Source organism: Azospirillum sp. B2RO_4, assembly GCF_051124815.1.
In the GTDB taxonomy this organism is placed as follows: domain Bacteria; phylum Pseudomonadota; class Alphaproteobacteria; order Azospirillales; family Azospirillaceae; genus Azospirillum.
In genome coordinates, this window is sequence record NZ_CP118485.1 from 822116 (window position 1) to 841415 (window position 19300).

At 68.6% G+C, this 19300-nt stretch carries 22 protein-coding genes, 1 other RNA gene and 1 pseudogene; 17 read left to right on the forward strand and 7 right to left on the reverse strand.

Going from position 1 to position 19300, the window contains the following annotated elements:
- Window positions 1-173: 173 nt before the first annotated feature.
- From PWS46_RS03785 to PWS46_RS03805, 5 genes are all read right to left on the reverse strand, one after another.
- Window positions 174-980: a TSUP family transporter gene (locus PWS46_RS03785; RefSeq protein WP_434618266.1), complete on the reverse strand. Its 807-nt coding sequence runs from the start codon at window positions 978-980 to the stop codon at window positions 174-176.
- Between the two features lie 30 nt (window positions 981-1010).
- Window positions 1011-1676, reverse strand: coding sequence for a thiamine phosphate synthase (gene thiE / locus PWS46_RS03790; protein WP_434618269.1), 666 nt, complete (start codon window positions 1674-1676; stop codon window positions 1011-1013).
- A 3-nt stretch (window positions 1677-1679) separates the two neighbouring features.
- The gene (locus PWS46_RS03795; RefSeq protein ID WP_109155477.1) at window positions 1680-2609 is read right to left on the reverse strand and encodes a class I fructose-bisphosphate aldolase; all 930 of its coding nucleotides are present in this window, start codon (window positions 2607-2609) and stop codon (window positions 1680-1682) included.
- A gap of 166 nt (window positions 2610-2775) precedes the next feature.
- Window positions 2776-3012, reverse strand: a complete 237-nt coding sequence (locus PWS46_RS03800; RefSeq protein WP_434618272.1) for a hypothetical protein — start codon at window positions 3010-3012, stop codon at window positions 2776-2778.
- Between the two features lie 110 nt (window positions 3013-3122).
- Window positions 3123-3596, reverse strand: coding sequence for a hypothetical protein (locus tag PWS46_RS03805; protein WP_434618275.1), 474 nt, complete (start codon window positions 3594-3596; stop codon window positions 3123-3125).
- 201 nt (window positions 3597-3797) lie between these two features.
- On the opposite strand from PWS46_RS03805, the gene PWS46_RS03810 reads away from it, so the two are divergent.
- The gene (locus tag PWS46_RS03810) at window positions 3798-4142 is read left to right on the forward strand and encodes a type II toxin-antitoxin system HicB family antitoxin (RefSeq protein ID WP_085088791.1); all 345 of its coding nucleotides are present in this window, start codon (window positions 3798-3800) and stop codon (window positions 4140-4142) included.
- A gap of 161 nt (window positions 4143-4303) precedes the next feature.
- On the forward strand, window positions 4304-5992 hold the full coding sequence (locus tag PWS46_RS03815; protein ID WP_434618278.1) for a methyl-accepting chemotaxis protein: 1689 nt from the start codon (window positions 4304-4306) through the stop codon (window positions 5990-5992).
- A 220-nt stretch (window positions 5993-6212) separates the two neighbouring features.
- Here PWS46_RS03815 and gap read toward each other — a convergent pair whose 3' ends face one another.
- Together gap and tkt are read right to left on the reverse strand one after the other, a co-directional pair.
- Window positions 6213-7220, reverse strand: coding sequence for a type I glyceraldehyde-3-phosphate dehydrogenase (gene gap, locus PWS46_RS03820; RefSeq protein WP_434618281.1), 1008 nt, complete (start codon window positions 7218-7220; stop codon window positions 6213-6215).
- A 59-nt stretch (window positions 7221-7279) separates the two neighbouring features.
- Window positions 7280-9274, reverse strand: coding sequence for a transketolase (gene tkt, locus PWS46_RS03825; RefSeq protein WP_434618284.1), 1995 nt, complete (start codon window positions 9272-9274; stop codon window positions 7280-7282).
- A gap of 543 nt (window positions 9275-9817) precedes the next feature.
- On the opposite strand from tkt, the gene PWS46_RS03830 reads away from it, so the two are divergent.
- The 15 genes and pseudogenes from PWS46_RS03830 to PWS46_RS03900 all read left to right on the forward strand — a co-directional run bounded on the left by PWS46_RS03830 (window position 9818) and on the right by PWS46_RS03900 (window position 19299).
- A complete protein-coding gene (locus PWS46_RS03830; RefSeq protein WP_434618287.1) occupies window positions 9818-10042 on the forward strand; it encodes a hypothetical protein in 225 nt (74 codons plus the stop codon).
- Between the two features lie 4 nt (window positions 10043-10046).
- A complete protein-coding gene (locus tag PWS46_RS03835; protein WP_085088805.1) occupies window positions 10047-10355 on the forward strand; it encodes a cell division protein ZapA in 309 nt (102 codons plus the stop codon).
- Window positions 10356-10369: 14 nt separating this feature from the next.
- A non-coding RNA gene (gene ssrS, locus PWS46_RS03840) (6S RNA) lies at window positions 10370-10533 on the forward strand.
- Window positions 10534-10568: 35 nt separating this feature from the next.
- Window positions 10569-11153, forward strand: coding sequence for a 5-formyltetrahydrofolate cyclo-ligase (locus PWS46_RS03845; RefSeq protein ID WP_434618290.1), 585 nt, complete (start codon window positions 10569-10571; stop codon window positions 11151-11153).
- An 81-nt stretch (window positions 11154-11234) separates the two neighbouring features.
- Window positions 11235-12059: a TIGR00282 family metallophosphoesterase gene (locus PWS46_RS03850; RefSeq protein WP_434618293.1), complete on the forward strand. Its 825-nt coding sequence runs from the start codon at window positions 11235-11237 to the stop codon at window positions 12057-12059.
- A gap of 29 nt (window positions 12060-12088) precedes the next feature.
- Window positions 12089-12580 (forward strand): DUF29 domain-containing protein, encoded by a 492-nt coding sequence (locus PWS46_RS03855; protein WP_434618296.1) that lies wholly within the window; start codon window positions 12089-12091, stop codon window positions 12578-12580.
- A 149-nt stretch (window positions 12581-12729) separates the two neighbouring features.
- Window positions 12730-13482, forward strand: coding sequence for a YebC/PmpR family DNA-binding transcriptional regulator (locus PWS46_RS03860; protein ID WP_295835798.1), 753 nt, complete (start codon window positions 12730-12732; stop codon window positions 13480-13482).
- Between the two features lie 81 nt (window positions 13483-13563).
- Window positions 13564-14061, forward strand: a pseudogene (gene ruvC, locus PWS46_RS03865) (crossover junction endodeoxyribonuclease RuvC); the annotation flags it as partial.
- Window positions 14062-14217: 156 nt separating this feature from the next.
- The gene (locus PWS46_RS03870) at window positions 14218-14622 is read left to right on the forward strand and encodes an endonuclease domain-containing protein (RefSeq protein ID WP_434619889.1); all 405 of its coding nucleotides are present in this window, start codon (window positions 14218-14220) and stop codon (window positions 14620-14622) included.
- Window positions 14619-15245 (forward strand): Holliday junction branch migration protein RuvA, encoded by a 627-nt coding sequence (gene ruvA / locus PWS46_RS03875; RefSeq protein ID WP_252137148.1) that lies wholly within the window; start codon window positions 14619-14621, stop codon window positions 15243-15245. Before PWS46_RS03870 ends, ruvA begins: the two co-directional genes overlap by 4 nt.
- Window positions 15242-16315 (forward strand): Holliday junction branch migration DNA helicase RuvB, encoded by a 1074-nt coding sequence (gene ruvB / locus PWS46_RS03880; RefSeq protein ID WP_434618300.1) that lies wholly within the window; start codon window positions 15242-15244, stop codon window positions 16313-16315. The genes ruvA and ruvB overlap by 4 nt, the downstream gene beginning before the upstream one ends.
- On the forward strand, window positions 16308-16796 hold the full coding sequence (gene ybgC, locus PWS46_RS03885; RefSeq protein WP_434618303.1) for a tol-pal system-associated acyl-CoA thioesterase: 489 nt from the start codon (window positions 16308-16310) through the stop codon (window positions 16794-16796). Before ruvB ends, ybgC begins: the two co-directional genes overlap by 8 nt.
- 57 nt (window positions 16797-16853) lie before the next feature.
- On the forward strand, window positions 16854-17585 hold the full coding sequence (gene tolQ / locus PWS46_RS03890; protein ID WP_085088824.1) for a protein TolQ: 732 nt from the start codon (window positions 16854-16856) through the stop codon (window positions 17583-17585).
- A 3-nt stretch (window positions 17586-17588) separates the two neighbouring features.
- Window positions 17589-18071: an ExbD/TolR family protein gene (locus tag PWS46_RS03895; RefSeq protein WP_109051801.1), complete on the forward strand. Its 483-nt coding sequence runs from the start codon at window positions 17589-17591 to the stop codon at window positions 18069-18071.
- Window positions 18072-18087: 16 nt separating this feature from the next.
- Window positions 18088-19299, forward strand: coding sequence for a hypothetical protein (locus PWS46_RS03900; RefSeq protein ID WP_434618308.1), 1212 nt, complete (start codon window positions 18088-18090; stop codon window positions 19297-19299).
- Window position 19300 lies beyond the last annotated feature (1 nt).

Consider the following 19300-nt stretch of genomic DNA (forward strand, 5'->3'; position numbering starts at 1 on the left):
ACAAGCAGTGTTGCGGGCCTGCATCGGTTCCGGAAGCCGAAAAAGGGAGAAAGGGCTGCGGCGCGGCCACCGGAGGCAGCCACGCTCATGCCCGCCTCACGGTTGCCGGGCGAGATTATCCAGGCAGTTCAATGGAGAAACGGCGCGGCGGTCGCCGGCGCGGCCCGGCGCCGTCAGGCGATCCAGGCGGCGGCGGCGGTGAACAGCTCGCGCAGGATGTTGTGCTCGTCGCTCCACACCAGCTTGGCGGTGATGACGATGGAGGCGACGACCAGCATCGGACGCACGACTCGGGCGCCGTTGCGGATCACCATGTGGGCGCCGGCCTGGGCGCCGATATATTGCGCGACGCCCATCAGCAGGCCGACCGTCCACAGCACATGGCCGCCGGCGATGAAGAACAGCAGCGAGGCCACGTTGCTGGTCAGATTCAGCACCTTGGTGTGGGCGGTCGCCTTGCGCAGGTTGTAACCAAGCAGCGAGACGAAGGCGATGGCGAAGAAGGTGCCGGTGCCCGGCCCGAAGAAGCCGTCATAGAAGCCGATGCCGGTGCCGATGCTGAGCGCGAAGGCATGCTCGCCGATACGCTGGTGGGCGTCGACGTCACCGGCCTTGGGCGAGAGCAGCAGGTAGAGGGCGATGCCGATCAGCAGGATCGGGATGACGTCGCGCAGGAAGCTGGGATCCAGCATCTGCACCAGCGTGGCCCCGGCCCCGGCGCCGACGAAGGTGCAGAGGATCATCGTCCGCATGGAGGCGGGATGGACCTCGCCGCGGCGGACGAACTTGATGGTGGCGGACAGTGAACCGAAGCTGGACTGCAGCTTTCCGGTGGCCAGCGCCTCCGCCGGGGACAGGCCGGCGGCCAGCAGGGCCGGGATGGTCAGCAGACCGCCTCCGCCGGCGATCGAATCGACGAAGCCGGCCAGCAGGCCGACGGCAAACAGGATGCCCAGCGACTCGGGCGTCAGAAGGTCCATGATTTTTGGGGCGTCCAGATAGCTGCCGGTTCAGCCGGCGAGTGCGGCCTCAATGGCGGCGTTCAGTGCCCGGACCCCGGCACCCGGACCCTGGGGATGGCCCCAGACGGCGTTGACCACGGCCAGGAAATCGGCGCCCGCGGTGACCAGCGGCGCGCAATTCTCGGCGGTGATGCCGCCGATGGCGACGCAGGGGACCTCCATCAGCTCCGACCACCAGCGCAGCAGCTCCGGCTCGGCCTTGTATTCGGCCGTCTTGGTGCTGGTGGGGAAGAAGGCGCCGAAGGCGACGTAATCCGCTCCTTCCTCGCCGGCGATCATGGCGAGATGGCGGCTGTCGTGGCAGGTGACGCCGACGATGGCGTCGTTGCCCAGAATCTTGCGGGCGTCGCGATAGGGCGTGTCGGTCTGGCCGACATGGACGCCGTCGCAGCCGGCCTCCCGCGCGAGGCGGGGATGGTCGTTCAGGATGAAGGCGACCTCACGCTCCTGCGCGATCGGGCGCAGGACGTCGCAGGCGCGGCGGATGTCGTCCTCGGAGCAGTCCTTGAGGCGGAGCTGCACGCAGGCGACGTCGCCGGCATCCAGCGCTTCCGCCAGAAGCGGCGCGAACGCCGCCGGCTCCAGGGCCGGCGGCGTCACGAGGTACAGTCGGCAGGCGGCAGGTTCCGCCTGCGTCGGCTTTCCCTTGGCCAAGTGTTACTCCCGGCCCTGGTAGATCTTCATGATCCGGTCGAGCAGCTTGAGGGCATCCTCGCGCGGGCGCTGGAAGGCGTTGCGGCCGATGATCGAGCCGTTGCCGCCGCCGTCACGGATGGCGCGGGCGTCCTCGAACACCGCGTCCTCGCCCTTGGTGGCGCCGCCGGAGAAGACCACGATGCGGCGGCCGTTGAAGGCGCACTGCATGATGTGCTTCACGCGCTCGGCCTGGGTGCCGATGGCGATCTGCTTCGACTCGTAGACCTTCTTGGCTTCCGGCTGCTCCAGATGGGCCGACGGCAGCTTCACCTTGATGATGTGGGCGCCCAGCAGAGCGGCCATGTGGGCGGCGTAGCCGATCACGTCGATGGCCAGCTCGCCGTCCTTGGTGACGGCGCCGCCGCGCGGGTAGGACCACAGCACGGTGGCGAGGCCGTAGGACTTCGCCTCCTTCGACAGCTCGCGGAACTCCTCGTACTGGGAGTACATGGCGTCGGAGCCGGGATAGATGGTGAAGCCGATGGCCGAGGCGCCGATGCGCAGGGCGTCCTGGACCGAGGCGGTGACGGCCTGGTCGGCGGCTTCCTTCTGGGTGGACAGCGAGTTGGCGCTGTTCATCTTCAGGATCAGCGGGATCGACCCGGCGAAGGTGCCGGCGCCGGCTTCCAGCGAGCCCAGGGGAGCGGCGTAGGCGTTGCAGCCCGCGTCGATGGCCAGCTGGTAGTGGTAGTGCGGGTCATAGCCCGGCTCGTTCGGGCCGAAGCTGCGGGCCGGGCCGTGCTCGAAGCCCTGGTCGACCGGCAGGATCACCAGCTTGCCGGTGCCGCCGAGCTTGCCTTCCATCAGGATGCGGGCGAGGTTCGCCTTGGTGCCGGGATTGTCGCTCTCGTAGTTGGCGAGAATGTCTTTGACGCGGCGCGTGAGCTTCATTGTGGCTCTTCCCCTGGGGCATTCTTGGAAATGGCGCCGTCTTAGCCCGGATTGGCCCGCTTTGCAACGGCGGGAGGGGCATAAAGCGGCCATTTGCCACGCCTGAACGGCCTAGGGCCTGCGGCCGGGTGGCGCGCGTCCGGGTGGAAAGGCTCCGCCGGAGGGGTTAGGGCAGAAGAGAGCTGACCACCGTGTAGAGGCCGTATCCGGCCCCACCCAGCACCGCCCAGGAGCCGGCGGTCAGCCCGACCCAGACGGCGACCAGCCGCAGGCCGCGCATCTTCTCCGGCCGGGGGGCCGGACTTTTCCCCATCCGGTCGGATGACCGGCCGTTTGCGGCCTGCCCCGGATGGTGCGGTTGCGCGATCGTCTGATCCGGCGTGGTCAGGGAGGTGATGCTCATGGGCGGCTCATCCGGCATCGGAGGGAGGGTGCTGTGTCACAAAAATATCCTTAGGTGACGTTACACCACCTTTGCGCGGCGAGGCTGTGCGAAAAAGCGGTAGTCCGGCCCTAACCTTTGGCCCTCCTTTCGGACCGGCCATCGGCCTGAGCCAGCCAGTCGCGGCATAGCGCCTCCAGCAGGACCGGCCTGGTGGAGCCATGGCCTTCGGCGGCGAGGTCGAGCAGGGGCGGACAGGCGGTCAGCAGAACCGCGTTGCCGGCCGCGGCAATGGCCGCCAGACGCTCCGCCGCCTCCGGCCGGCCGGTGAACAGCAGGGCCGGCACCCCGGCAGCCAGCGCCCCCTGTGCCTCGCCCGCACGGTCGCCGCAATCGAGCAGGCCGGTCACCTCCAGGTCCGGGTGGCCCCGGCGCACCCGCCCGATCAGGCCGAGCAGCCACAGCGCCCCGCCGGCCGGAGGCGCCATCAGGGCGAGGGCGGCGCCGGCCGACCCGGCGGCAGCGGCGGCGGCGAGCGCGTCGGCGAGGCCGCGGACCAGGATGGGCCGGAGGAGGGCCGGGGGGATCTGCAGGGAGGCGGTCATGGACGGTGGCGGCGCCGGGGCGGGAAAGCGGGCGGACACTCTAGCGGCGGGCGCGGTTGCGCTCCAGCCTTCAGCCGGTTGAGAGAATTGAGGCAGGTCAAACCCTGCGATCGCGGTCCCGGAGTATGGTCAGTCACAGCGGACAGCAGGCCGGGGCACCGGCGTCCGTTTCACTGGAATACCTCCCCCGGGATTGCCGCGATGATGGAATACAAGGGTTACAAGGCCCAGATCGACTTCGACAACGACGCGGGCGTCTTTGTCGGCGAGGTCATCAACACCCATGACGGCATCACCTTTTCCGGCCGCTCTGTGGACGAATTGCGGGACTCCTTCCGGCGGGCGGTCGACGATTACCTCGATCTGTCCTGCGACATGGGGGGCGAGGGCGAACAGCCCTTCTCCGGACGGCTGGCGATCCGCATCAACCCGATCCTGCACCGCGCCGTCGCCGACTGCGCCGCGCGCGAGGGCAAGAGCGTCTCGGCCTGGATCGCCGAGTGCCTGGGCCGCGCCGCCGGCGTGACCAACGTGAAGGCCGGATAGATTTCGCAAAACGCAATGCAACTTGCGTTCTAAAGATCGCGGGGTTGGCGAATTGCCCCGCGGTGACCGAGCTCTGGCGTGGCGGCCCAACGATTTCGCCGCGTTCAGGCGGCTGGCATTGTCCTTGCTCAGGTATCTCCAGCCATAACGGGAGATGCCACATGAGCGGAATTCACCTGACCCTGCGGACGAAGCTGTGGGCATTGGTCGCGCTTGCCGGCGCCATCTGCATCGCGCTTGCCGCCGTTGCGTTGTGGCTCAACCAGCGCAGCACGCTGGAGGACCGCAAGGAGACGCTGCGCTCCGTCGTGCAGGCCGCCCATGGACTGGCGAGCGGCTACGAGGCCGAGGTCAAGGCCGGCCGGCTGACCCGCGAACAGGCCTTCGAGCGGTTCAAGGCCAACGTCAACACGATGTTCTACAGTGGCAAGGACTACATCTTCGCCATCGACATGAATTATCGCTCGGTCATCCATCCGGTGCGGCCGGACGTGATCGGCAAGGACCAGCGCGATCAGAAGGACTCGAACGGCGTCTACTTCTCCCGTGAGATGGTCAATACCGCGCGAACGAAGGGCGAGGGCTTCGTCGGTTACAATTATCCGAAGGCCGGCGGAACCGAGCCGATGCCCAAGCTCAGCTATGTGAAGATGTTCGAGCCGTGGCAGATTTTGATCGGCACCGGCGTCTATGTCGACGATCTGGATGAGCGCTTCAACGGTAGCCTGTGGACCATGGCGGCCTTCGTCGGCGGGCTGGCGTTGCCGGTGGTGGCGTTGATCGCGCTGGTCGGCAACTCGATCAGCCGCCGCATCCGCCGCCTGTCCGACGCCATGCGCGGCCTCGCCGACGGCAACCTGTCGGTCACCATTCCGGAGACGGAGAGCGGCGACGAGTTGGGCGACATGGGCCGGGCGGTCCAGGTGTTCCGGGTCAATGCCGAGGCTGCCCGCAGGCTGGAGGCCGAGCAGGCCGAATCCGCGCGCCGGGCGGTGGAGGAGAAGCGGCAGGCGATGGACCGGCTGGCCGCGCAATTCGAGGGGACGGTGGGCGGCATGATCCGCTCCGTCTCCACCACCACCGACGCTTTGGGGCAGAAGGTGCGGGCGATGTCGCACGCCGCCGAGCAGACCAGCCAGCTGGCCGGGATCGTGGCGAGCGCCAGCGACGGAACCGCCGCCAACGTGCAGACCGTGGCCGCCGCGTCGGAACAGCTGTCCTGCTCCATCGTCGAGATCGGGCGGCAGGTGTCGGAAGCCAGCCGCGTCGCCGGCGAGGCAGTCGGCATGGCGCAGGAGGCCACCGGCCGCATCGGCAGCCTCGCCGAGGCGGTCGAGCGGATCGGCACCGTGGTCGGGCTGATCAACTCGATTGCCGGTCAGACCAACCTGCTGGCGCTGAACGCCACCATCGAGGCCGCGCGGGCGGGGGAGGCCGGCAAGGGCTTCGCCGTGGTGGCCAGCGAGGTGAAGGCGCTGGCCAACCAGACGGCCAAGGCCACCGACGAGATCGGCGGCCAGATGAGCGGCATCCAGGCGGTGACCGGTCAGGCGGTGATGGAAATCCAGAAGGTGTCGGCGGTGATCGAGCGGCTGAGCACCATCGCCACGACGATCTCCGCCGCCGTCGACCAGCAGAACGCCGCCACCGCGGAAATCTCCCGCTCGGTCCAGCAGGCGGCGTCCGGCACCGGCGAGGTGTCGTCCAGCATCTCCGGCGTCACCGCGGCGTCCGACGAGAGCGGCCGCACCGCCCGCGAACTGGTCGAGGCGCTGGGCAAGCTGACCAGCGAGGCGGCCGGGCTGAACGCGAAGGTCGGCGACTTCCTCGCGACGGTGCGGGCGGCGTGACGGGAAGGCATCGACTTGCGAATGCCCCCACCCTAACGCTCCCCCGCTAACGCGGGAGAGGGGACTGCCGCTGCACTGCAAATTCCTTCCTCTCCTGCCGAAGGCGGGGGAGGGAAGGGGCCCATGCGCAGCATGGGAGGGGAGGGGGCAATCGAACCCTCCACAACAAAAAAAGGGCGCCTCCCTTGCGGAAGGCGCCTTTCTCTTGGCTAAGCGAGGCTTACTTGGCGTTCGCCATGGCGACGGCGGTGTCGCTCATGCGGTTGGAGAAGCCCCACTCGTTGTCGTACCAGGTCATGATGCGGACGAAGTTGCCGTCGATGACCTTGGTCTCGTTCAGCGCGAAGATCGAGCTGTTCGGGTCATGGTTGAAGTCGGTCGACACCAGATCCTCGGTGTAGGCGGCCAGAACACCCTTCAGGGCGCCGTTGGCGGCGTCGGAGATCGCCTTGGTGATCTCTTCGACCGAGGTGGCGCGCTTGGCGGTGAACTTGAAGTCGACGACCGAGACGTTCGGGGTCGGAACGCGCATGGCGGTGCCGTCCAGCTTGCCCTTCAGTTCCGGCAGCACCTTGCCGACGGCCTTGGCGGCGCCGGTGGAGGTCGGGATCATGTTCAGGGCCGCGGCGCGGGCGCGGTGCAGGTCCTTGTGGTTGGTGTCGACGATCCGCTGGTCACCCGTGTAGGAGTGGATCGTGGTCATGAAACCCTTCTCGATGCCCACCAGATTGTGGAGGACATGCGCGACCGGGGCCAGGCAGTTGGTGGTGCAGGAGGCGTTGGAAACGATCTTGTGCTCGGCGGTCAGCTTGTCGTGGTTGACGCCGTAGACGACGGTGATGTCCTCGTCGGTGGCCGGGGCCGAGATCAGGACCTTCTGCGCACCGGCTTCCAGATGCTTGGCGGCATCGGCGCGCTTGGTGAAGATGCCCGAGCATTCCATGGCGATCTCGATGCCGAGATCCTTCCACGGCAGCTTGGCCGGGTCACGCTCCTGCACGACCTTGATGGAGTGGCCGTTGACGATGAGAACGCCGTCGCCGGTCTCGATGGTGCCGGGGAAGCGGCCGTGGACGCTGTCGTACTTCAGCAGGTGCGCGTTGGCCTTCAGATCGGCGAGGTCGTTGATCGCCACGACCTCCACGTCCTTGCGGCCGCTCTCGTAGATGGCGCGCAGAACCAGACGGCCGATGCGGCCAAAACCATTGATCGCTACCCGTACAGCCATGACTTCCTCCAGTTGGATATGGGGCGCCCGAATTCTGCTGGACGCCCCTTCGGCTTCTCTCAGAGACGCGCCTTAACGGCGTCCACGACCGCTTCGGCGGTGATGCCGAAGTGCTTGTACAGTTCCTGGTACGGGGCCGATTCGCCGAAGCCGGCCATGCCGACGAAGGCGCCGTTCGCGCCCAGCCAGCGGTCCCAGCCCAGACGGATCGCCGCCTCGACGCCGACGCGCACGCCGGTGCCGAGCACCGACGCCTTGTACGCATCGTCCTGACGCCCGAACAGTTCCCAACTCGGCATAGACACAACGGCGGTGCCGATGCCCTGGGCCTGCAGGGCCTTGCGGGCCTCCATCGCCAGCGACACTTCCGAACCGGTGGCGAGGATGGTCGCCTTGCGCTCGCCCTCGGCCTCGGCCAGGACATAGGCACCGCGGGCGGACAGGTTTTCGGCCGTGTGTTCGGTGCGCAGGGTGGGGACGTTCTGGCGGGTCAGCGCCAGGACCGACGGGCTGCCGGTGGCTTCCAGCGCAATCTGCCAGCACTCGGCGGTCTCGACCGCGTCGGCCGGGCGCAGGACCAGCAGGTTCGGGATGGCGCGCAGCGCAGCCAGATGTTCCACCGGCTGGTGGGTCGGGCCGTCTTCGCCGAGACCGATCGAGTCGTGGGTCATCACGAAGACCGTGCGCTGCTTCATCAGCGCGGCCAGACGGATCGACGGACGGCAATAGTCGGCAAACTGCATGAAAGTGCCGCCGTAGGGGATGATGCCGCCATGCAGCGTCATGCCGTTCATCAGCGTCGCCATGCCGTGCTCGCGCACGCCGTAGCGGACGTAGCGGCCGGCGAACTCGCCCTTGCCCTTCACGTCGGCGGTGTTCTTGACCTTGGTGTTGTTCGACGGCGTCAGGTCGGCGGAACCGCCGATCAGCTCGTGGATCGCCGGGACCAGCACCTCCAGCGTGTTGCCGGAGGCGACGCGGGTCGCCCAGCTCGGCTTCTCGGCGCTGACCTTCTGCTTGAAGGCGACGATGGTGTCGGCCAGGGCGGAGGGAACGCCGCGGCCGAAGGCCTCGTCGAAGGCCTTGCCGGCGGCCTCGGTCAGGGTGGCGCGGCGGCTGCTCCAGGCGCTGTAGGCGTCGGCGCTGCGGGTGCCGGCGGCGCGCCAGGCGGACAGAACCTCGTCGGGAACGACGAAGGGCTCATGGGTCCAGCCGATGGCGGCGCGGGTCGCGGCGACCTCGTCGGCGCCCAGCGGCGAGCCGTGGCAGCCATGGGTGTTGGCCTTGTTCGGCGCGCCCTTGCCGATGATGGTGCGGCAGGCGATCAGCGTCGGCTTGTCGGTGGAGGTCCGGGCCTGGGCGATGGCCTTCGACACGGCGTCGGTGTCGTGGCCGTCGACGGCGATGGTGTTCCAGCCGTAGGAGCGGAAGCGCGCCTGGGTGTCGTCGGTGAAGCTGAGGTCGGTCGAGCCGTCGATCGAGATGTGGTTGTCGTCCCACAGCACGATCAGGCGGTTCAGCCCGAGATGGCCGGCCAGCGAGCAGGCCTCGTGGCTGACGCCCTCCATCAGGTCGCCGTCCGACGCGATGACGTAGGTGTAGTGGTCGATCAGCTCGTCGCCGAAGCGGGCGTTGGTGATCCGCTCCGCCAGCGCCATGCCGACGGCGGTGGAGACGCCCTGGCCGAGCGGGCCGGTGGTCATCTCGATGCCGAGGGAGGGGTCGACTTCCGGGTGGCCGGGGGTCAGGCTGCCCAGCTGGCGGAAGCGCTTGATCTCGTCGATGGTCATCCGCTCGTAGCCGGTCAGGTAGGCCAGCGAGTAGATCAGCATCGAGCCGTGGCCGGCCGACAGCACGAAGCGGTCGCGGTCGGGCCAGGTCGGGTTCTTCGGATCGAACTTCAGGTACTGGGTGAACAGGACCGTGGCGACGTCGGCCATGCCCATCGGCATGCCGGGGTGGCCGGACTTCGCGGCCTCGACCGCGTCCATGGAGAGCGCGCGGATCGCGCTGGCCATCGTGTGGAGGGAGGGCTGGGCGGAGGCAGCGGACATCTGGCGTTTCCTGCGGAGTCGGGCGCGGTTGCGGCGTCGGCAACGAACGTTGCGCGGTCGCCCTGAAAGGCGCCGCGAAACGGGCGCACCATGCAGAACCGCCGTCCGCAGGTCAACATGGGAATGGAGTAGGAATTGGTATGGCAGAGGCCCCTCTTCCGGGAGGGAGCGGGGCAGCGGGTATGACTCCCCCTACCGCCCCGGGAGAGGGAAGGGGCCCGCCGCGAAGCGGTGGGAAGGGTGAGGGGGAGTGCAAGGAGCCATGCGGTTCGCGATTATGGGATTTCCCCTCACCCTCCCCACTTCGTGGGTCCCCTCCCTCTCCCGGGGCGGGAGAGGGCATCCGCCACCGTCTGCGGCCTTCCGTCACGCCCCGGCATTCCGTATGGGCATTCGGTGGAAGAGTCCGTCGTTGTGGTTGACGCGGTCGGTGTGCCGGCCCAACTCTAGGCGCTGCGAACGGCAGCGGCTCGGCTTGGCGCGGCGCCGGTCGAGCTTCGATGCCCAAGAGCATGACGTGCCCACAGGTCGAGGTTGACGTCCATGGAGTCCCTGAAAACCGCTCTCGACCGTCTCGGCCGCGCCGTGGACCGGCTGGAACATGCGGCGACGGCCCGCGACGAGCGGGTGGTCCGGCGCGAACAGGACTTGTCGCAGGCGCTGGAAACCGCGCGGGCGGACCGGGCGACCGCCCAGGCCACCGCGGAGGCGGTGTCCCAGCGGCTGGAGGTCGCAATCGCCCGACTGCAACAAGTGCTGGAGAGCTGACGCCATGGCCCAGGTCGATATCGAAGTGAACGGCCGCTTCTATCGCATGCTGTGCGAGGACGGGCAGGAAGCGCGGCTGCGGGAACTGGCGGCCTACGTCGACGAGCGGCTGCGCCGGCTGACCGGCGGCGGCCGCAGCGGGTCGGAGGCGCAGATGATGCTGATGACCTGCCTGGTGCTGGCCGACGAGCTGCAGGACGTGATGTCCGGCAAGGGCATCGCGCCCGCCGTGGACGAGGGCGCGGTGGTCGGCGAACTCGATCGTGTGGCAAAACGCATCGAAGAGGTTGCCGCGCGGCTCGAGCGCGCCTAGATTGGTTCTCGGAAGGACCGCTGCCTGGTTCGACAGGCTGCAATAATCCCCAGGGCCGATAACCTTGATCTCTAGGGAGCTGTCCCTGTCCGGCCCATCGGGCCGGGTACACGGCGCCCACCTGCTCATGCAGGCCATGGAGGATAGGCATATGGCCACCGGCCGAGGCGGCGCCTTCCACCCTCTTTCCTCCCCCTCCGCACGCAGTCCGCGATGACCGATCCGCAAGCCAAGGACGCCGCCCGACGCGAGGCGCGCGCCCGGCGCGACGCCATCGCCGACTCCGACCGCCCCGCAGCATCCGCCGCCGTGCGCGACCGCATCGCCGAACTGGCTGAGCGCGGTCATCTGCCGCGTGGCGAGGCCGGGGGATATTGGCCGCTCGGCTCCGAACTCGACGCGCGGCCGGCTTTGCTCCATCTTAAACAGCTTGGTCACTCCGTCGGGCTGCCGGTGTCGGGGCCGCGCGGGACCGCGCTGGTCTTCCGGGATTGGGATCCCGAGGCATCGATGGCGGCCGGCCGGTACGGCATCCAGGAGCCGGCGGAGGGTTGCGCCGTGCTGCGCCCGTCGCTGCTGCTGGTGCCGCTGCTGGCCTTCGACCGCACCGGCCACCGGCTGGGCTATGGCGCCGGCTATTACGACCGGACGCTCGATGCATTGCGGGCAGGTGGGGCGGTGGTCGCGGTCGGCGTGGCCTTCGCCGCGCAGGAGATGCCGGCGGTGCCGGTGGACGGCCACGACGAGCGGCTGGACTGGATCGTGACGGAGCGCGAGACGCTCCGCATTCATAAGTAAGTTCTATGTTTGACGATCGGATTCACGCTTCAAATCGATACCGATTTTACGCGATCCGATCTTATCGGGAAGGTTGGGGCGATGCGGATTCTGTTCTTCGGCGATGTGGTGGGCCGGGCCGGGCGCGAGGCGGTGCTGGCGCACATGCCGATGCTGCGCGAGAAGCTGGATCCCGACCTGACCGTGGTGAATGGCGAGAATGCGGCCGGCGGCTATGGTGTCACCGTCAAGATCGCCGAGGAATTCTTCGAGGCCGGCATCGACGTGGTGACTCTCGGCAACCACACCTGGGACCAGAAGGAACTGGTTTCCACCATCGAACAGCAGCCGCGCATCGTCCGTCCGGTGAACTACCCGGAGGGCACGCCCGGCCGCGGATTCGTTCTGCTGCAGGCGCGCGGCGGGCGCAAGGTGCTGGTCATCAACGTGCTGCTGCGGCTGTTCATGGAGCCGATGGACGACCCCTTCGCCGCGGTGGACCGGGTGCTGAAGGCGCATCGGCTGGGGCCGGGGGGCGTTGATGCCGTGCTGGTCGACATGCATGGCGAGGCGACCAGCGAGAAGATGATCATGGGCCATTTCTGCGACGGCCGCGCCTCGCTGGTGGTGGGCACCCACAGCCATGTGCCGACCGCCGACCATATGGTCCTGCCGAGGGGCACCGCCTATCAGTCGGACGCCGGCATGTGCGGCGATTACGACAGCGCCATCGGCATGAAGAAGGAGGTGGCGCTGGCCAAGATGGTGCGGAAGCTGCCGACCGAGAGGCTGTCCCCGGCGGAAGGGGAGGGCACCGTCTGCGGCTGCTACGTCGAGACAGACGACCGCACCGGGCTGGCCGTCCGCATCGAGCCGTTGCGCATCGGCGGGCGCCTGAGCCAGACTTTGCCGGAACGGATGCGGTAGGGCGTTCACAAGATCGGGGGCAGGGTCCCATGGGTTTCCAGGCCAAGCACGACAAGGACTTCTACGCCTGGGCGATGGAGCAGGCGGCGCGGCTGCGCGAGGCGGCGGCGTCCGGCACCAACCTGCCGCTGGACTGGGAGAATCTCGCCGAGGAAATCGAGAGCATGGGGCGCAGCGATCGGTTGGAGGTCACGTTCCGGCTGGCCCGCATCGTCGAGCATCTTCTGAAGCTGGAGCTGTCGCCGGCCGACCGGCCGCGCAACGGCTGGAAGCGGTCGGTGATCCAGCAGCGGACGGCTCTGGGCCGCGTGCTGCGCGACAGCCCCAGCCTGCGGGCCAAGCTGGAAGAGTTCCTGCCGAACGCCTGGGCGGACGGACGCCAGGACGCGCTGTTCGGGCTGGAAGCGGATGGGCTGTTCGACCGCGATCTGCCGCGCGAATGCCCCTATCGCTTGGAAGAGCTGCTGGATCCCGGCTTCTGGCCGGCGAACCAGCACGGGGTGGAGCAGGAGCGCGGCTGAGCCGCCGCAATCTCGCCATATTGACTTTCTAATCCCGTGGGTGTCGTCTCCCGCGCCGAAAAGGTGCGGTGGGGCGGCAGACCTGTTACATGTGTCGTGCGCTCACCCCGCCCGATTGACCATTTTCCGTTTCGAGGCTCGTTCGACCCATGGCCGGTCATTCCCAGTTCAAGAACATCATGCACCGCAAGGGCGCGCAGGACGCCAAGCGGTCCAAGATCTTCAACAAGCTCGCCCGCGAGATCACCGTGGCCGCCAAGAGCGGCCTGCCCGACCCGGCGGCCAACCCGCGCCTGCGCGCCGCCATCCTGGCCGGCCGCGCGCAGAACATGCCGCGCGACCGCATCGACCGCGCCATCAAGCAGGGCACGCCCGGCGGCGGCGACGACGCGAACTATGAAGAGGTGCGGTACGAGGGCTATGGCCCCGGCGGCGTCGCGCTGATCGTCGAGGCGCTGACCGACAACCGCAACCGCACCGCCGCGGAAGTGCGCTCCAGCTTCACCAAGTATGGCGGCAGCCTGGGCGAGACCAACTCGGTCAGCTTCATGTTCAACCGCATCGGCGCGATCTATTACCCGGCCGCCGCGGCGGATGCCGATGCCGTGTTCGAGGTTGCGCTGGAGGCCGGTGCCGACAACGTCGAATCCGACGAGAACGGCCACGAGGTCACCACCACGGTCGAGAATTTCGGCGCCGTCCGCGACGCGCTGGAGGCCAAGTTCGGCGGTGCGGAGAGCGCGCGCCTGACCTGGCGTCCGCTGAACACCGTCGCGCCGTCGGAGGATGCCGCCGCCAGCCTGCTGAAGCTGCTGGACGTGCTGGAGGACAACGACGACGTCCAGGTGGTCGAGGGCAACTTCGACATCTCCGAAGAGCTGATGCAGAAGCTGACCGCGTAAGCTGAACGCTGGTCTTGCAGGCGGAGTGCGGGTGCCGTGTTTGCGCGGGCAGGACGAAGTGACGCGGGGGTGCCGTCGCCGGTGCGGCTGCTGGGGATCGACCCCGGCCTGCGCCACACCGGCTGGGGCATCATCGACGTGGCGGGCAACCGCCTGAGCCACGTCGCCGACGGCGCGGTGCATTCCGACGATTCCTGCCCGCTGGCCGAGCGGCTGGTGCAGCTCCACGACGCGCTGTCTGCGGTGGTGGAGCGCTACCGCCCCGACGAGGCGGCGGTGGAGGAGACCTTCGTCAACAGCAACGCGGTTTCCACCCTGAAGCTGGGGCAGGCCCGCGCCGTGGCCCTGCTGGTGCCGGCCCAGGCCGGGCTGGCGGTGGCGGAATACGCCAACAACATGGTCAAGAAGGCGGTCGTCGGGCAGGGCCGCGCCGAGAAGGCGCAGGTCCAGACGATGGTGCGCCTGCTGCTGCCCGGCTGCGAGATCGGCAGCCCGGACGCCGCCGACGCGCTCGCCGTGGCGATCTGCCACGCGCACCATCGGGCCAGTTGGACGATGTGGCGGCGGGGGGATGCACGAACCCAGACGAGCAATCCCCTCTCCCCCCCGGGGAGAGGGCAGGGTGAGGGGGACGCGCGGCGTGCCTCTCCCAAGACGCCACGCAGTGCCTCCCCCTCACCCCGACCCTCTCCCCGGGGGGGAGAGGGGGACGGTCCCCTTGGGCGAGTGGGGGATATGGCGAGCATCGCAAAGGCGAAGCCCACCGAATACATAACGGAACGCGCGCGCGATCTGCGGATGAACGCCACGGACGTGGAAAAGATCGTCTGGCAGAAGCTGCGCAATGCCCAGCTCGGCGCGAAATTCCGGCGGCAGGAGCCGATCCTCGGTTTCGTCGCCGACTTCGTCGCCCATGACCATCGCCTGATCATCGAGCTGGACGGCGGCCAGCATGCCGAGCAACGCGCCGCCCATGACGAGAGGCGGGCTCGCATGCTGGAGCAGGCCGGCTTCCGCATCCTGCGCTTCTGGAACACCGACGTGATCGACAACCTTGACGGCGTGCTGGAGACCATCCGCGCGCGTCTCGAAGAGACCCCCATTCTTCGCAGCCAGCCTTCGGGCCGGGAGTTCCCATGATCGCCAAGCTGACCGGCATCGTCGATTCCACCGGCACCGACTGGGTCGTGCTCGACGTGAACGGCGTCGGTTACCTGCTGTCCTGCTCCAACCGCACGCTGTCGCGCATGGCGGTGGGGGAGCGGGCCTCGCTGGTGGTCGAGACCTTCATCCGCGAGGAGCGCATCGTCCTGCACGGCTTCGGCGATCAGGCCGAGCGCGAGTGGTTCAAGCTGCTGACCACCATCCAGGGCGTCGGTGCCCGGTTGGCGCTGTCGATCCTGGGCGTGCTCGACCCCGACCAGCTGACCCGCGCCATCGCCTCGCAGGACAAGACCGCGCTGGTGCGCGCCGACGGCGTCGGCCCGAAGGTGGCGGCGCGCATCCTCAACGAACTGAAGGACAAGGTCGGCAATCTGGCGCTCGGCCCCGCGGCGACCGCGGGCGCGCCGGCCGGCAAGGGCGCTCCCGCCGCCGTTCCGGGCGCCAGCCCGGCGCTGGCCGATGCGGTGTCGGCGCTGGTCAATCTCGGCTATGGCCGGTCGGAGGCCTTCGGCGCGGTGGTCGCCGCCGGGCGCGTGCTGGGCGATGACGCCGGCGTGTCCGATCTGATCCGCCAGGGCCTCAAGGAACTGAGCCAATGAGCGACCCACACAACGACCGTCTGGTCCAGCCGGGCCAGGGCCACGGCGACTCCGCCGAGTCGTCGATCCGCCCGCTGACGCTCGCCGAGTTCATCGGCCAGCGCCAGGCGCGCGAGAACCTGTCGATCTTCATCCAGGCCGCCCGTTCCCGCAACGAGGCGCTGGACCATGTGCTGCTGTTCGGGCCGCCGGGGCTGGGCAAGACCACGCTGGCGCAGATCGTGGCGCGCGAGCTGGGGGTGGGCTTCCGCGCCACCTCGGGGCCGGTGATCGCGCGGGCCGGCGATCTGGCGGCGCTGCTGACCAATCTGCAGCCGCACGACGTCCTCTTCATCGACGAGATTCATCGCCTTAATCCCGCCGTGGAAGAGGTGCTCTATCCCGCCATGGAGGATTTCCAGCTCGACCTCATCATCGGCGAAGGCCCATCGGCGCGGTCCATCCGGATCGACCTGCCGCCCTTCACCCTTGTCGGCGCCACGACGCGCAGCGGCCTGATCACGCGCCCCCTGCGCGAACGCTTCGGCATTCCCGTGCGCCTGCAATTCTACGAGCCGGACGAGCTGGAACTGATCGTGCGCCGCGCCGCCGGCGTGCTCGGCATGGGCATCACGCCGGAAGGCGCGCGCGAGATCGCCAACCGGTCGCGCGGGACGCCGCGCGTGTCGGGCCGGCTGCTGCGCCGGGTGCGTGATTTCGCCGCGGTCGCGGGCGTGGAGGAGGTCGACAAGCGGGTCGCCGACGCCGCGCTGACCCGGCTGGAGGTCGACCGGCTTGGGCTGGACAGCATGGACCGCCGCTATCTCGGGCTGGTCGCCAACAACTATGGCGGCGGGCCGGTGGGCGTCGAGACGCTGGGCGCCGCGCTGGGCGAGCAGCGCGACGTGCTGGAGGAGGTGGTCGAACCCTACCTGATCCAGCAGGGCTTCCTGCAGCGCACGCCGCGCGGGCGCATGCTGACCGACCAGGGCTTCCGCTATCTCGGCCTCAACCCGCCGAACGCGCCGCTCCGGCAGCTCGACCTGCTGGACCGGGTTCCCGACCCGACCGAAGGGGACGGCGATGAGTGAGGCGACCACCACCCTCTCGGGCTGGTTCGCGGCGGACGGCACGCACCGTTTCCCCCTGCGGGTCTATTACGAGGACACCGACGCCGGCGGCATCGTCTATCACGCCAATTACCTGCGATTCGCCGAGCGGGCGCGGACGGAGATGCTGTACCTGATGGGCTTCCGTCAGAAGGAGATGGCGGAGGGTTTGGGCGATGTCACAGGTGTGTCATTTGCGGTACGGCGCCTGACCATCGATTTTGACGCCCCTGCCAAGCTGGAGGACACGCTTGAAGTGGAAACCCGAATCGTCGATATCCGCGGTGCCTCCTTCGCAGTTGCACAAGTCATCCGCCGCGACGGTCGCGTGCTGGCGCGCGCCGACCTGCAACTGGTGACGATCAACCGGGCCGGGCGGGCCGTGCGCCTTCCCGAACCGGTGAAAGCGGCGATGGAGTCGCTGCAAGCAAAGCAAAGCTCATCCACGCCTGCCCACTCTTAATCGACCCTTTCCCTTCCACATCCCCGTGCCAACAGCGCAACCGCGAGACTGACTGCGATGGACGCCCTGCAAACCGCCCAACTGGCCGGCACCGCCGCCACGACGGCACATGAGATCACGATCCTCGGCCTGTTCTGGCAGGCCGACGCGATCGTCAAGATCGTGATGATGATGCTCGTCGTCGCCTCGATCTGGTGCTGGGCGATCATCATCGAAAAGCTGATGCGGATCCGCCGCCTGAACGCCCAGGCCGACGCCTTCGAAGAGGCCTTCTGGTCCGGCGGCTCGCTGGATGCACTGTACGACCGCATCGGCCAGACCCCGGCCGACCCGATGGCCGCGACCTTCGCCGCCGGCATGCGCGAATGGCGCCACGCCGCCGACCGCGGCATCGCCGGCACCATGAAGGGCTCGCTGCAGCAGCGGGTCGAGCGGGTGATGGCGGTGACCATCGGCCGCGAGATGGCGCGGGCCGAACGCTACATGACCTTCCTGGCCTCGGTCGGCTCGACGGCCCCCTTCATCGGCCTGTTCGGCACGGTGTGGGGCATCATGAACTCCTTCACCTCGATCGCCGGTTCGGGCAACACCAGCCTCGCCGTCGTGGCGCCGGGCATCGCCGAGGCGCTGTTCGCCACCGCCATGGGCCTGCTGGCCGCCATTCCGGCGGTGCTGTCCTACAACAAGTTCTCCACCGACCTCGGCCGCTACGCCGACCGGCTGGACACCTTCTCGGGCGAGTTCTCGGCGATCCTGTCCCGCCACCTCGAGGAGCGGGGAGCCGCCTGAACCATGGCCGGACAACTCGCAGGCAAGTCCCACGGGCGCGGCAAGCGCCGGGGCTATCGCGCGATGGCCGAGATCAACATGACGCCGTTCATCGACGTCATGCTGGTCCTGCTGATCGTCTTCATGGTCGCCGCCCCGATGCTGACCGTCGGCGTGCCGGTCGACCTGCCCAAGACCAACGCCGCTCCGCTGGAGCAGCAGAAGGACCCGCTGTTCGTCACCGTGCAGACCGATGGCCGCGTCTTCGTCCAGGAGACGCCGGTCGAACTGGCCAACATGGTGCCGCTGCTGATCGCGGTGACCAACAACAACCCGGAGGCCCGCATCCTGGTCCGCGGCGACGCCAAGATCGCCTACGGCAAGATGCTGGAGGTGATGGGCACCATGAGCGCCGCCGGCTTCAAGAAGGTCGGTCTGGTCGCCGAGATGCCGAACGGTCCGACCGCGTCCAGCGCGCGCGTCGGCGCCCCCAAACCGGCGCGTTGAGGCGGGCGGAACTCCCATGCGCAAGCCACTGATCGCCTCGGCGGTGCTGCACGTCGCGCTGGTCGCGCTGTTCGTGCTCGGCCTGCCGCCCAGCGATCGCAAGCTCGAAATCGCCTCATCGATCCCGATCGAGATCGTCGACATCGGCGAGGTCACCCAGGCCGCCCGGGTCGAGAAGGGCGAGCCCAAGCCGGCCAACGCCGCGCCGCGCCCGCCGACGCCGGAGGCCAAGCCGTCTCCGCCGGCGCCCGAGCCGCCGGATGCGGAGGACGAACCGCCGCCTCCGCCCCCGCCGCCGGCCAAGACGCCGGAGCCGCCGAAGGTCGCCCAGGTGCCGCCGCCCCCGCGCGAGCCGACGCCGCCGCCCAAGCCTGCCCCGACTCCTCCCCCTCCGCCGCCACCACCCCCGCCGCCTCCGCCCCCGGATCCGGCGCCCTCGCCGACTCCGAAGCCGCCGGAGCCGCACAAGCCCGAGCCGCCGAAGCCGGAACCGCCCAAACCGGAACCGCCCAAACCGGAACCGCCGAAGCACGAGCCCAAGCCTGAGCCTCCGAAACCGGAGCCGCCCAAGCCGGAGCCGAAGAAGCCCGAGCCTCCCAAGCACGAGCCGAAGCCGGAACCGCCCAAGGCGGAACCGAAGAAGCCGGAGCCGGCGAAGGAGGTCGCCAAGGCCGAGCCGAAGAAGGCGGAGACGCCGGCCAAGCAGCCGGAAAAACCCTCGGCCAAGACCGACCCGCTGTCCGACCTGCTGTCGAACGTCGGGAAGATCAAGCCGTCGGACAACCCGAAGGCGGACGGCAAGGCATCGGCCAGCGCCAACGACGCCAAACCCAGCCAGAAGACCGCGTCCGCGGCGCCGGCCGGGGCGGCCAAGGCAACAAACGGCCCCGACAAGCCGTTCAAGCCATCCGGCCGCGCGCTGGACGCCATCCGCGGCCAGTTGAGCAAGAACTGGAACTTCGACAGCGGACGCAAGGACGCTTCGTCGATGCAGATCGAGATCCACGTCGAGGTCGGCCGCGACCACAGCGTGATCCGCGCCTGGATCGACGAGAAGTACAAGTCGCGCTATCTGTCGGATGCCGCCTTCCGGGCGTCGGCCGACGCGGCGGTGCGCGCGGTCAAACGGTCCAGCCCGCTGGACCTGCTGCCCAGCGAGTTCACGTCGCAGACTTATGAAGACTGGCGCTTCATCGTGTTCAATTTCGACCCGAGGGACATGTTCTGAC